General features: G+C 70.5%; 12 protein-coding genes and 1 pseudogene. 3 read left to right on the top strand and 10 right to left on the bottom strand.

Features of this window, described 5'->3' with window-relative positions:
- Positions 1-3: 3 nt before the first annotated feature.
- From D7X30_RS15615 to D7X30_RS15595, 5 genes and pseudogenes are all read right to left on the bottom strand, one after another.
- Positions 4-438 (bottom strand): hypothetical protein, encoded by a 435-nt coding sequence (locus D7X30_RS15615; RefSeq protein WP_147443205.1) that lies wholly within the window; start codon positions 436-438, stop codon positions 4-6.
- A gap of 245 nt (positions 439-683) precedes the next feature.
- Positions 684-1,079, bottom strand: coding sequence for an SRPBCC family protein (locus tag D7X30_RS15610; RefSeq protein WP_120563691.1), 396 nt, complete (start codon positions 1,077-1,079; stop codon positions 684-686).
- A 96-nt stretch (positions 1,080-1,175) separates the two neighbouring features.
- Positions 1,176-2,018, bottom strand: coding sequence for an AraC family transcriptional regulator (locus D7X30_RS15605; RefSeq protein WP_120563690.1), 843 nt, complete (start codon positions 2,016-2,018; stop codon positions 1,176-1,178).
- A 63-nt stretch (positions 2,019-2,081) separates the two neighbouring features.
- A pseudogene (locus D7X30_RS15600) lies at positions 2,082-2,216 on the bottom strand (MetQ/NlpA family ABC transporter substrate-binding protein); the annotation flags it as partial.
- 27 nt (positions 2,217-2,243) lie between these two features.
- On the bottom strand, positions 2,244-2,630 hold the full coding sequence (locus D7X30_RS15595) for a DUF2917 domain-containing protein (RefSeq protein WP_158619274.1): 387 nt from the start codon (positions 2,628-2,630) through the stop codon (positions 2,244-2,246).
- 183 nt (positions 2,631-2,813) lie between these two features.
- Here D7X30_RS15595 and D7X30_RS15590 point away from each other — a divergent pair, with 183 nt between their 5' ends.
- The gene (locus D7X30_RS15590; protein ID WP_120563688.1) at positions 2,814-4,265 is read left to right on the top strand and encodes a PLP-dependent aminotransferase family protein; all 1,452 of its coding nucleotides are present in this window, start codon (positions 2,814-2,816) and stop codon (positions 4,263-4,265) included.
- On the opposite strand, the gene tam is transcribed toward D7X30_RS15590, so the two are convergent.
- A complete protein-coding gene (tam, locus tag D7X30_RS15585; RefSeq protein ID WP_120563774.1) occupies positions 4,246-5,019 on the bottom strand; it encodes a trans-aconitate 2-methyltransferase in 774 nt (257 codons plus the stop codon). The two genes, D7X30_RS15590 and tam, sit on opposite strands and share 20 nt — an antisense overlap.
- A gap of 182 nt (positions 5,020-5,201) precedes the next feature.
- Between tam and D7X30_RS15580 the strand changes: the two genes are divergently transcribed.
- Positions 5,202-8,804, top strand: coding sequence for a VIT domain-containing protein (locus tag D7X30_RS15580; RefSeq protein WP_233591577.1), 3,603 nt, complete (start codon positions 5,202-5,204; stop codon positions 8,802-8,804).
- On the opposite strand, the gene D7X30_RS15575 is transcribed toward D7X30_RS15580, so the two are convergent.
- From D7X30_RS15575 to D7X30_RS43415, 4 genes are all read right to left on the bottom strand, one after another.
- Complete coding sequence (locus D7X30_RS15575) at positions 8,796-9,875, bottom strand: alpha/beta fold hydrolase (RefSeq protein ID WP_120563686.1); 1,080 nt, start codon at positions 9,873-9,875, stop codon at positions 8,796-8,798. The genes D7X30_RS15580 and D7X30_RS15575 overlap by 9 nt on opposite strands.
- A 101-nt stretch (positions 9,876-9,976) precedes the next feature.
- Complete coding sequence (locus D7X30_RS15570; RefSeq protein WP_120563685.1) at positions 9,977-10,216, bottom strand: hypothetical protein; 240 nt, start codon at positions 10,214-10,216, stop codon at positions 9,977-9,979.
- A 69-nt stretch (positions 10,217-10,285) separates the two neighbouring features.
- Complete coding sequence (locus tag D7X30_RS15565) at positions 10,286-10,513, bottom strand: hypothetical protein (RefSeq protein ID WP_147443204.1); 228 nt, start codon at positions 10,511-10,513, stop codon at positions 10,286-10,288.
- 248 nt (positions 10,514-10,761) lie between these two features.
- The gene (locus D7X30_RS43415; RefSeq protein WP_255424201.1) at positions 10,762-10,884 is read right to left on the bottom strand and encodes a hypothetical protein; all 123 of its coding nucleotides are present in this window, start codon (positions 10,882-10,884) and stop codon (positions 10,762-10,764) included.
- Positions 10,885-11,065: 181 nt separating this feature from the next.
- On the opposite strand from D7X30_RS43415, the gene aac(3) reads away from it, so the two are divergent.
- On the top strand, positions 11,066-11,866 hold the full coding sequence (gene aac(3) / locus D7X30_RS15560) for an aminoglycoside 3-N-acetyltransferase (RefSeq protein WP_120563773.1): 801 nt from the start codon (positions 11,066-11,068) through the stop codon (positions 11,864-11,866).
- Positions 11,867-11,870 lie beyond the last annotated feature (4 nt).

Raw genomic sequence — 11,870 nt, 5'->3', positions numbered from 1 at the left:
GCATCACTTCCGGTTCGCGCAGAAAGGGGCGTCGAAGGTTCCCGACAAACCTGTCGTCATTCCGTCGGATTTATCCTGGACCTGGACATCGAAGCTTCCAACGAGGCGGTCCGTCGTAGCGGTCGTCAGGTGGATGCTCCCGCTGGTGGCCACCGCGAGGGTCTCCGTTCCTCCGTCCGTGAGACTCCGCTGGATCTGGACGAACCCGGGGCCGGTGGCGGGGCCGACCTCGAATGTCCCTGCCGCAGGGGGGCCGAGGACCCAGACCGACACGAAGCGGGACGGCGGAAGGACATAGCCGGCGTCCGCGGGGGTCGTGCAGAGCCCGGAGAAGTCGTTGTCGGCCAGCACGGCAATCGAGAAAGAGGTCCCGCCGTCGGGGCTGCGCGGCAGGAGTTCGCCGGACCAGGTCACCGGGAAGGCCTTGTCGCCCTGCAAGGACCCCACGCCCTCCGTCTGTTCCGACTTGGATCCGCAGGCAGGAAGGAAGAGCAATCCGATGACGGGAAGGAGGTTCAAGCGCATGGGGCGTCCTCGAGGAGCGGGTGGGGCGTTCTGGGGATTCTATGTGAGCAGTGGGAATCCAATCCGGCCATTGTACCGGGGCCAGGGGCACGCCCTCCGGCCCTCGCTACGGCTCACCGCGGCGAACGTCGCGGACTCGCGGGCCGGGACGTGGGCATTCAGGCGCAGCCGCCCAGTGCCTTCTTCATCGCGGCCAGGCCTTCGTCGATCATCGGTCCGATGACGGCGCTCGCCTCGTGAGGAAGGAAATCGGCGGTCCAGACGACCCGGCTCCCCGTGCCCTCCGCGTGGACCTGGACCGCTCCATTGTAGTGGGTCATCGGGCCACCCTCCGCGCCCCACACGAGACGCCGTCCCTCGTCATCGACCGTCACGATGGGCTCCCTGACGACCATCCCGTTGCCGAAGGTGACCACGCGCGCTCCTGGCTCAAGACGTGTGTCGACAACGAAGCCTGGAACCAGTCGCGTGTGAAGCGCGCCAATGTCGCGGATCGCATCCCATACCGACTCGGGCGTGGCGCTCGTCGTGATGTCCTTGCGAATTGAAGCCATGGTGTGTGCTCGTGTTGTGTTGGAGTTGGAGACAGGGTTCAACGCGTGTGCATGCGGCTGGATGCGCTCAAGGTGAGGCACACGGCTTCGACACTTCTAGGAGCTGGCCGCCATCTTCTCTTGGAGAATCTTGCGGTCCCCGCGCGATGCCTTCCGGAACGCGCGTGGCGAGACGCCCGCCGCGCGGCCGAATGTGCGCACGAAGTTCGACAGGTCACCAAAGCCCACGTCGTACGCGATGCGAGCGATGGGGGCATCCGTCGCGAGCAGGCGCGCCGCCTGTCGAAGGCGCATGCGCACCAGGTATTGGTGCGGCGTGACGCCCAGCACGCCGCGGAAGACGCGGAGGAAATGGAACGGGCTCAAGCCGACCTTCGCCGCGAGTTCTTCGAGCGTCAGTGGCTCCTCCGCCTGCGCGTCGAGGAGGAGCGCGGCCTCAACGGCCCTCCGGCGATCCCGCGCGTGCATCCGCAAGGGGGCCTCGCGCCTCCCGGAGACGGTGCTCGCGAAGCGAGCCGCGAACGCGAGCGCCACCTCATCCAGGCCCAGGTTCGTCCTGCCCTCGGCCGTCTGCTGCGCGAGCTCGCCGAGCATCACCAGGGCGGGGACCGGGGGCATGGCGCCCACACGCCACACGTCCAGGGAGGCTCCTAGCGAATCCACGAGCGCGTCGGAGAGCTGGAACGACAGACACTCATCGCCCGCGAGATGGTGCTCATGGGTGCAATGGAACGCGTCTCCCTCGTACCCGACGAGCGTTGCTCCGGCCACGAGCTCATGCTCCGCGCCGCGGGAGTGGTAGCCAAAGCTCCCCCACCGGACATACGAAACGGAGAAGGCCGCATGCCGCTCCTCGAACTGGCGTTCGCCCGGCTTCGCGTCGCACCGGCAGTCCACCACGGCGAGGGAGCGCGAACGGTGCAGGAGGGTGGTGCGCATCCGCGCTGGCTAGCAGGCGCCGAGCGGGAAGACTTGGAGAATCTTGCTCAGCGCCCCAGCAGCTCAGAAGGCGGGGATGACCGCGCCGCTGTAGGTGGCGTCGATGGAGCGGCGCACCTCGTCGGACTGGAGCGCCTTCACCAACGCGCGGATCTCCGGACGGGCTTCGTCTCCCTTTCGGACCGCGAGCACGTTCGCGCGCGGATTGCGCGTCGCGGACGAGCATCAGCGATGGAGGTAGTCGAGCCCGCGAGTGCTCTCAACCCAGGCCTTGGGCGACGGCGTGCCCGCCTCCCGCTCTGAACCTGTCCGGCAGTCGGACAGGTTGAAGCGTGACGCTCGCAGGGCCTGCACCACCACGTGCCCCGCGTGCACCTCCAGCGTGTCGCCCGCACCGAGCACGTGGTCGCGCGGGTCGCCTTCGAACGTGAGCCACACCTGTCCCTCTTCGCAGACGAGCCACCGGGACGGGCCGCGCAGGCGCCTGCTCCACAGGCTGCCTTCCGGCAGGCTCACCCGTTCCTGGCAGTCCTCGGACGCCGGGCCTCCTCGCAGGCGCATGGCCAGCGAGCGCAGCCAGGGGGGATTCAGCAACGTGAAAGGGTCCACCATCTCGGTCCTCCGTGATGGACCCACCATGCGTCCGGAGGCTCGACCAGAACAGATGCAGGAAATTCGAATTGTGACCGGTACAGTTCCAGGACGGAGAACTGTGCTGTTCGTGGCGCCGTGAAGCTGTACCTGGGCAGTCGGAGCGCCGGGCGCTATTCGTCGAGGACTGAAGGAGGACGTTCCATGGGCGCACGTGCGCAATCCCTGAAGCTCTATGAGCGCGTGGCGGAGCGGCTGAAGGACGCCATCGCCGCGGGCACGCTCCGCCCCGGTGAGCGGCTGCCCTCCGTGCGGCAGCTGAGCGCCCGTGAGCGGGTGAGCGTCTCCACCGTGCTCCAGGCCTACCTGCACCTGGAGTCCCAGGGGCTCATCGAGACGCGGCCCCAGTCCGGCCACTACGTGCGCGAACGCGAGCGGCTCCGCCTCGCCGAGCCTCCGGTGTCCCGGCCGCCCGCTTCCGCGACGCCTGTCACCGTCAGCGACCTGGTGTCGCATCTGTACCGGTCGTCACGGGAGCCGCGCGTCGTGCAGCTGGGGACCGCGTGGCCTGCGCCGGAGCTGCTTCCCACGCGGCGCCTGTCCCGGGAGCTGGGATTGCTCGCGCGGGAGCGACAGGCCGAGGGCGTGATGTACGACGTGCCTCCCGGTTCGAAGCTGCTGCGACAGCAGCTGGCGAAGCGCTCGCTGGAGTGGGGCTGCTCGCTGGGGGCCGATGACTTCGTCACCACCAGCGGGGCCTCCGAAGCGGTGCACCTGTGCCTCGTCGCGGCCGCGCGCAAGGGCGACACCATCGCCATCGAGTCTCCCGCCTACTACGGCACGCTGCTCGCCATCGAGTCGCTGGGCCTCAAGGCGCTGGAGATTCCTTGCCATCCCCGCCATGGCATGGAGCTGGACGCGCTGGAGTCCGCGCTGGAGCGGCGGCGCGTGGCCGCGGTGCTGGTGGTCCCCAGCTTCAGCAACCCGGTGGGCAGCTGCATGCCGGAGGCAAACCGGCGCCGGCTGGTGGAGCTGGTGACCGCGCACGACGTGCCGCTCATCGAAGACGACATCTACGGTGACCTGCACTTCGGCCCGGAGCGTCCCCGTCCCTGCAAGGCTTTCGATACGCGCGGGCAGGTGCTGCTGTGTGGTTCGTTCTCCAAGACGATCGCCCCGGGCTTCCGCGTGGGCTACGTGGCCCCGGGCCGGTTCCGGGAGCGCGTGGAGTTGCTCAAGTTCGCGCACACCGTGGCGTCACCGCTGCTGACCCAGGAGGCGGTCGCGCGCTTCCTGGAGAACGGCGGCTATGACAGACACCTGCGCGCCCTGCGCCGCAACCTCGCCTCGCAGGTGGAGCACGTGGCCCGCGCCGTCGCCGAGCACTTTCCCGCGGGCACGCGCGTGGCCCTGCCCTCGGGAGGGCTGCTGCTGTGGGTGCAGTTGCCTCCGTCGGTGGATGCCCACGCGCTCAACGCGCGGGCACTGGAGACGGGCATCAGCATCGCGCCCGGATCCATCTTCTCCGCGCGGCCGGACTCCTACCGGAACTTCATCCGGCTGAGCTGTGGCCAGCCCTGGACGCCGCGCATCGAGGCCGCTGTCGCTACTCTGGGGAGCCTTGCCTCCGGACTTGCTAGCGCGTCGCGACGATGAACAGCCGGGGGAAGGGCAGCAGGACCGTCCCGTCGGGCAGGGCCGGGTACGCCTGGGCAATCCCTGCCTGGTAGCGGGCGAGGAAGTCTGTCTTCTCCCCCGCGTCGAGCGGTTCGAGGAAGGGCCGGAGCCCTGAACCCTTGAACCACTCCACCACGGCGCCGGCGCCTCCGGTCAGCGGGTGGAAGTAGGTCGTGCGCCAGACGTCCACCGTGGTGGCTCCGGCCTCGCGCAGCGTGCGGAAGTACCAGTCGGCGTCATGGCGCTCGGTCCGGGCGCTCGCGGCTCCCTTCAGCTTGTCCGCCCAGGGACCCGCGCTGGCGGTCTCCCGCATCAGCCGGTGGGACGGCTCCTCCAGGTTGTCCGGCATCTGCACCGCGAGGCTTCCCCCCGGCGTCAGCTTGTGGAGGAGCGCGGGCAGCAGCGTGGCGTGGTCCGGCACCCACTGCAGCACCGCGTTCGCCAGGATGGCGTCGTAGGGGCCCGGGTCGCTCCAGGTCGCGATGTCTCCCAGGTCGAACCGCACGTCCGGCAGGCGCTTGCGCGCCGCGGCGAGCATGTCCGGGGAGCTGTCCATTCCGGTGACGGCGGCCATGGGGAAGCGGGCGCGCAGCAGCTCCGTGGAGTTGCCGGGGCCGCAGCCGATGTCCGCCGCGCGCTTCACGTCGGCCGTGGGGACTCGTGCGAGCAGGTCCCGGATGGGACGGTTCCGTTCGTCCTCGAAGCGCGTGTACTGCGCGGCTGACCAGTCCATGGGCATCCCCTTTTTCTTGGGAACCTACCGCGTCATGGCGGTGTCATGGGGAGTCCATGTCTTGGCGGGCATGCGCCTGCCATTCGCGGATGGGTTAGCGTTCAATCATGCGCCTTTATCGTGCTTCTGCTGTCGTGTTGCTGATGGGGGTCCTCGCCTCGGGATGCAAACGGGGCGCGGACGTGGCTCCTCCTCCCAAGGCCGCCGCCCCGAGTGAAACACCCGCGCCCTTCATCCAGGCGGGGCTGGTGTCCCCCGCCACCGTCGCGGGACAACCGGACACGGGGGAGGTGGACCTCGCGGCGCTGCGCGATTCCGTGGCGGATCCGAAGGTTCTGTCCGAAGAGGAGGTCGCGGCGCTCTCGCCAGCCGCCGCCCGTCCACCGAGGAACCGTGCGCTCGCGGACGCAACCGCTCCGCCGAGCTCGCGTGCCCTCGCGGCCCCCGGGCTGGGGGAATCGGAGGTGTTGGATGACACGACGGGCGAGGACATGGCGCGTCTCCAGATGCGCCGGCGTTCGGAGGAGCGTGAACGGCCCGCGGCCGCGCCCGCCGCACGGGCCCCCGCTGAGCCGGAAGCGGATGGAGTCGAGGGCGGTGTGGCCGGCGGTGTCGTCGGAGGCGTTGTTGGAAACATGTTCGGAGCGTCGCCCCCCTCGGGCGCGCCCCCTCCTTCGGAGCAGCGCCGCCGTGAGATCATCCAGATCATCAAGGGCAGCGGTGGCGGTGGCGGTGGCAGATCCGCTGGCGGCTTCGGCTCCGGTTCTGGGGCGATGCCCGCGAAGAAGCAGGCCGCCAAGGAGGATGCCCCGAAGCCCGTGCTGCCTCGCGTGGAGGCCGCGCCTCGCGCCGCCAAGGTGCTGGTGATGGGGGATGACGGCCGCTATCAGCCCCTCAAGGCCCGCTCCGTGCGCGTCGTCACGTACATCCAGGGCTCCCGCGCGCGGACCGTGGTCGATCACCTCTTCGAGAACGACTCCGGCCGCAGCCTCGAAGGCACGTTCTATTACCCGCTCCCTGGCGGCGCGACGGTGGCGGGCTTCGCGCTGTACTCGGGGGCGGTGACGGTGGACTCTCCCTCGCTGTTCCAGTCGCCGGACCTGCTGCCTCCGCTGGGGGATGACTCGGAGGAGCTGGAGCGGCTCGCGGCCTCCGCGCCGCCCTCGCCCCGTGGCGCGAAGCGCTCCTGGGGCGACATCCAGGAGGCCCGCGTCGTGGAGCAGAAGCGCGCGCGGGAGGTGTACGAGGACGTCGTGCGCCGCAACGTGGACCCCGCGCTGCTCGAATGGTCGGGCGCGTCCACCTTCAGCGCCCGCGTCTTCCCCCTGCCTCCGAAGTCCCTCAAGCGCGTCGTCATCGCGTATGAGCAGACGCTCCTCTTTGACGGAACCCACCTGCGCTACACGTGGCCGCTGCCTCCGGGCGCGGGCAAGGAGCTGCGCGTCACCGCCCGCGTCCACGTGGATCCCAACCAGGCCTCGCAGATCCTCGTGCAGCCAGAGGGGGTGGTCACGAAGCGCAGCAAGCTGGACGCCTGGTGGGTTCAGGACCTTCCCAATCTCGCCGGGGACGGCGCGCTGAGCGTGGCCCTGGCGCCCCGCGGGAAGGACGCGGACGTGCTGGTGGGCGCGGACGACGCGGGACTTCCGGGCCGCGCCTTCCACGCGCGGGTGCGGCTGCCGGAGCGGCTCACCTCTGGCGCGGAGGGGCCTCCCACGGGCCGCGCGGTGCTGGTGGTGGACACCTCGCTGTCCGCCGAGGACGGCAACGCCTGGGCCATCCAGGCGGCCACGCTGCGCGCCCTCCTGGAGAAGGACGCGACGTTGAAGGAGTACGCGGTGCTCCTCTTCGACGTGCGTCCGCGCTGGCTGCACGGGCCGGGCTTCCGTCCGAACGACGCGGCGAACCGCCAGGCCAGCTTCGCGGAGCTGGAGCGCGTCTTCCTGGAGGGCGCGTCACACGTGGACGGCGCCTTGGATGAACTGGACCGGGCCGGGCGTGAGTGGCTCAAGCCTTCCTCCGCCGGGGAGCGCGTGACCGCCTTCCTGCTCTCCGACGGCAACGTCACGTGGGGGCAGAGCCGCGTGGACGCGCTCCTCTCCCGGCACCCGTGCGTGGAGTCCCTGCGCTGGGTGACGTACCGCTTTGGCGAGGCGGCGGTGAACACGGAGCTCTTCGACGCGCTGGCCCGCTCCAGCGGCGGGCGTGTCGTGAACGTCCTGTCCGCGGCGGAGGTGGATGCCGCGGCGAAGGCGCACCGCGCGGCGTCCGTGGTGCTGTCCCGCGTGTCGGTGGTGGGCGCGGACGTGAAGGACCTGGTGGTGGCGGGCCGGCCCCGGCTCGTCTTCCCCGGGCAGGAGCTTCAGGTGGCGGGGCGGCTGCCGGGCAAGGGCGACGCGGCGCTGGAGGTGGTGACCCAGGCGGGCACCGGGCCCGAGCGCACGCTGCGCATCCCCCTGCCCGTGGACGTGAACAGCGCGTTCGCGCCCCGGGCGTGGGCGGAGCTCTTCGTGTCCCAGCTGGTGTCCCTGGATGACGAGCGATTGGACCGGATGGTGGTGGCGCTCAGCCAGCACTACCGGTTGGCCAACGCCCGCGCCTCCATGCTCGTCCTGGAGTCCGAGGGCGACTACACGCGCTACGCCGTCCGCGACGAGCAGGTGGACCTGCAGAACCTGGAGTCGCTGCGGCGCAGGGAAGAGGACCAGCGCCGCGACAAGCTCCTGGGCATCGCGCTGGACGACGTGCCCGCCGAAGGCCGCGCGGTGGTGGCCCGGCTCGCCGAGCAGAAGGGCCTGCCCGCGCTCCTGCGCCGCCAGCCGCTGAAGGACGCGCCCTACGCGGGCGGTGACGAGCGGCTCCAGGCCGAGCTGGCCTATCGCAAGGCGCGGCGGGAGAACCGCGACGACGTGATGATCTACGAGGCCGTGGCGCGCCGGCGTGCCTTCTCCGGGGACACGTGGGGCGCGGTGCGTGCGCTGTCGTCGCCGGTGGAGCTGCGGCCCCGCGACGCGGAGGCGCTGCGGCTGGTGGGGTATGGCCTGCTGGCGCTGGGGCAGTACCCGGCGGCGGCGGAGCTCTTCGAGCACGTGCGCCTCAGCCGTCCCTTCGAGGCGCAGGCCTTCATGGAGGAGGCGCTCGCGCTGGACGCGGCCGGGCGCTATTCGGAGGCCGCCCGGAACTACGAGATCGTCCTGGCGCGTCCCTGGAAGCGGCACGCCGAGGAGCTGCGGACGGTGGCGAGCTTCCACTACGCCCGGATGCTGGCGGGGCTGGAGCGGCAGCCCCGGCTCGCGGAGGTGGCAGCCGTGCTCAGGGCGCGCCGCGCAGGGCTGCGGGGGCCCGGCGGTGAGGGGATGTTCGCGGATGCGCGGCCCATCGACTACCAGCTCACCACGCACTGGAACTCGGACAGCACGGACATCGACCTGTGGGTCATCGAGCCGGACGGGGAGAAGTGCTTCTACCAGCACAAGCAGACGTCGCTGGGCGGGCAGCTGTACTGGGACATCACGGATGGCCTGGGGCCGGAGCTGTACCACGCGCGGAAGGCGGCGCCGGGGCCGTACCACGTGCTGGTGCACTACTACGGCAACCGCTCGTCGCGGTACGTGGTGCCCACCGCGCTGCTGCTCGTGAGCGACCGCAACGTCTTCACGGCCGACGACGCGGCCCAGCGGCGCTTCCAGGTGCGCATCCTGCCCAACACGAACGCGCGTCTGTTGTTGCGGCGCGAGGAGTTGATCGCGTCGAAGGACCGCGTGACGGCGCAGCCCTCACCGTGAGCTCCGCTCGCGCGGGGACCCCTCCTGCCTGAGCAGCCAGGTGGCGATGGCCTGCTCACAGGCCTCGTGGTGGTCCAGGAAGGCGAAGTGCCCGCTGTCCACCTCGAACCAGGTCGCGCGCCTCCCCAGGCGCGTGGCCACGTCCCTCGTGATGCGCGCGGGCATCATCGTGTCGCGGGTGCCCTGCACGAGCAGGACGGGGACCCGTGGCGCTGGCGCCCGCGCTTCGGCGCCGGAGATCAACACCAGCCCTCGCAGCTCGATGCCAGCAGGCACGGCCCGGCCACCGAGCACGTGCGCGCCCACCGCGCCGTTGGACAGTCCGGCCAGGTACACGCGGCGGATGCCCTGGCTCCGGAGCCAGAGCAGGGTGCGTTCGAGCGTCTTCGCTCCGTCCGCGCTCCACCAGTCTCCCCGGGGACCCACGGACGGGCAGACGGTCCTCGCGGAGATGGCCCGGGCGGCGCGGGCCAGCTGCCAGCAATACACGGTGAAGTTGCCGGCATAGCCATGGAGCATCACCACGGCCGTGTCGGGGCTCGGCTTCCCGGGCGTGATGACCACCGTGTCGAAGGCCTCCGGTGACTGGAGCCCCAGCCATGTGGAGATGGCGGGCGTCGCCACCAGCCCCTCCTCCTGGGCGAGCCGGTCGAACGCGGACTCCAGCGCGGGAATGAACTCCGCCGCGTCCGAGGCGGGAATCCTCCGCGCACGCCAGAGGACGTGGGCCGCGACGAGCGTGCCGTCGCGCTCGTCCACCAGCCGGTTGAGGTAGCGCGTTCCCGGCGCTGGCAGCCGCTCGGTGCGCACCCGCGGGCCATCCGCCCCTGCGAGCCGGACCGTCGCGACCGCGACGAGGAGCCCCAATCCCGCGCGTGTCAGGCCGCCCCGCGTTCGCCAGGGCTTGGTGAGGAGCCCCAGCGAAAGCACCACGCTCCCCACCGCATAGGCCCAGCCCGACGCCGACGCGCCAATGCAGGCCGCCAACACGAAGAGCGCGACGGCGAGAGGGCCCACGAAGAGCCCGAGGACGAAGGCCGCCCTCGCGCGCGGATGTCTCGATGCGTTCATTCCGCGAGCATCGCGGCAGGCTCCGCTTGGAAGTCCTTCTCGCTCCCGAGCGGCTCCACATCACGGGTGAGCGGTCGTTTTCCCGCTCCGTCCAGGGCCTGCTATCGGCTCACGCCCAGGGACGGGCAGAGCTCGTTACAGGTGACGTACTCCGCCGCGCACTGCTGCTGCTCTTCGATGTTCCCCTGCGCCGCGCGCATGCAGAGGCCGTAGAGCTGCCTGCAGGCGTCGTAACAGGACACCTCCTGCGCGGTGGCGTCTGTCGGCGCCTCGGCGTCGGTTCCGCCACAGCCCATCAGGAGTCCGGCGGCCAGGAAGCCGCCAAGGAGGGTCTTTCGCATGGGCTCTTCCCTCGCGCGGTCCGCCGTGCGGCGTGCCCCAACTCCGGCACGCCGCTTCGGCTCACGCCATCACGGGCACTGCGAGATGCAGAACGCGCGGTAGCTGTTGCAGTAGTAGGGGTCGCCGCCGCCGAAGTAACACTGGTAATACTTCTGGTCGCACGCGTCGGTACAGGCGCTCGGGACCGCCATCTCCACAACGCGGTTGGTCTCCTCGGGGCTCATGGGCTCCATCTCCTCGGCGCCGCCGCAGCCCGCAAGCAGTCCAACGGCCATCAGTCCGGCAATGATTGCCACGCGCATTCGCTTCTCCTGGTCTTTGGGGGAAATGGGTGCTGCCCCGCCAGGATAGCGCTGCCTTTCAAAGCAGGACAATGGGCAGGCGTCTCCGGGAAAGCCTCGCGGTCCCCGGAGACCCCTTCAAGTCCTTACGGGGCGCAGGCGATCCCGACACAGCCGCCCGCGCCGTTGCCCGCGCGCAGAATGGCAGTGGGCTCGTGGATGCCCCAGCCCGTGTTGTTCTGGCAGAGGTTGTTACGGTGGCGTTACCGGCCGGCGCGGGCCTCGAAGGCTTCCGGTTCGCCCTGGGTGCTGGCCTTCGCGGTGGTGGCCGCCAGGAGCAGCAGCGCCAGGGGCCACGTCACAATCCCATTTCGAATTCTTCTCATGTTGCTCTCCCCTCGCCGGAGGCCGTCCGCCTCCGAGCGGGGAGGCTGCTCACACCACCTCGTGCCCCCCAGTCCGTCTCTCGGTGTCAGGCGATTGCGTGGAGAAGCACAGTCCTACAGCGCCCCACGGGGCGAGGCGGTTGTTATCCTTCAGCGCCATGCGACAGGAAGGATGGAGCCCATGACGAAGCCCCCTGCCACCCGGACCGGATTGAGGGAGGACTTGCGGCGGCTGGGCGTGGAGGAGGGCGACCTCGTGATGGTCCATGCCGGGCTTCGGAGGCTCGGGCCCGTGCTGGGCGGGGTGAACACCGTGGTGCAGGCGCTGCTCGACACGGTGGGCAGCCGGGGCACGCTCATGGCGTACCTGGACTGGGAGATGGGGGTGGAGCCGGAGGACTTCGAGGACGCGCGCCTGCGCGACGAAATCCCCACCTTCGACAAGCGCACCGCGCGGGCCAGCCGCGACCACGGCATCCTCGCGGAGACGCTCAGGAGCTGGCCCGGAGCGGTCCGCAGCGACCATCCTGACGCGGGCATGGCCGCCATTGGCGCGCGGGCGGAGTGGCTCTGCGCGGACCACGCGTTCCAGTACGGCTATGGCCCCGGCTCGCCGCTGGCCCGGCTGGTGGAGGCGGAGGGCAAGGTGCTGATGCTCGGGGCGCCGCTGGAGACGCTCACGATTCTGCACCACGCGGAGCATCTGGCGGACCTCCCCGGCAAGCGCGTGGTCCGCTACCAGCGACCGCTCCAGGTCGACGGCGAGCGGCGCTGGGTGGACTTCGAGGAGTTCGATACCCGCGAGCCGGTGACCGACGCCCTGCGCGCGTCCAGCGTGGACCCCTTCACGCGCATTGGAGAGCAATGCCTCGCGGAGGGAATCGGCCGCTCCGGAAGCGTTGCCCAGGCCGTGTCACATCTCTTCGACGCCCGCCGCCTGCTTCACCGGGGCGTCGCCTGGTTGGAGGCGTACCCCCGCTGAAGGG

This window comes from Corallococcus sp. AB011P, assembly GCF_003611605.1.
GTDB lineage: Bacteria > Myxococcota > Myxococcia > Myxococcales > Myxococcaceae > Corallococcus > Corallococcus coralloides.
This window is presented reverse-complemented; position numbering and strand designations above follow the sequence as displayed.

Coding starts and splice junctions, on each gene's coding strand:
- D7X30_RS15570 (WP_120563685.1), bottom strand. CDS start 10,216: ATGCGAAAGACCCTCCTTGGCGGCTTCCTGGCCGCCGGACTCCTGATG.
- tam (WP_120563774.1), bottom strand. CDS start 5,019: ATGGACTGGTCAGCCGCGCAGTACACGCGCTTCGAGGACGAACGGAAC.
- D7X30_RS43415 (WP_255424201.1), bottom strand. CDS start 10,884: ATGAGAAGAATTCGAAATGGGATTGTGACGTGGCCCCTGGCGCTGCTG.
- D7X30_RS15610 (WP_120563691.1), bottom strand. CDS start 1,079: ATGGCTTCAATTCGCAAGGACATCACGACGAGCGCCACGCCCGAGTCG.
- D7X30_RS15605 (WP_120563690.1), bottom strand. CDS start 2,018: ATGCGCACCACCCTCCTGCACCGTTCGCGCTCCCTCGCCGTGGTGGAC.
- D7X30_RS15590 (WP_120563688.1), top strand. CDS start 2,814: ATGGGCGCACGTGCGCAATCCCTGAAGCTCTATGAGCGCGTGGCGGAG.
- D7X30_RS15595 (WP_158619274.1), bottom strand. CDS start 2,630: ATGGTGGACCCTTTCACGTTGCTGAATCCCCCCTGGCTGCGCTCGCTG.
- D7X30_RS15575 (WP_120563686.1), bottom strand. CDS start 9,875: ATGAACGCATCGAGACATCCGCGCGCGAGGGCGGCCTTCGTCCTCGGG.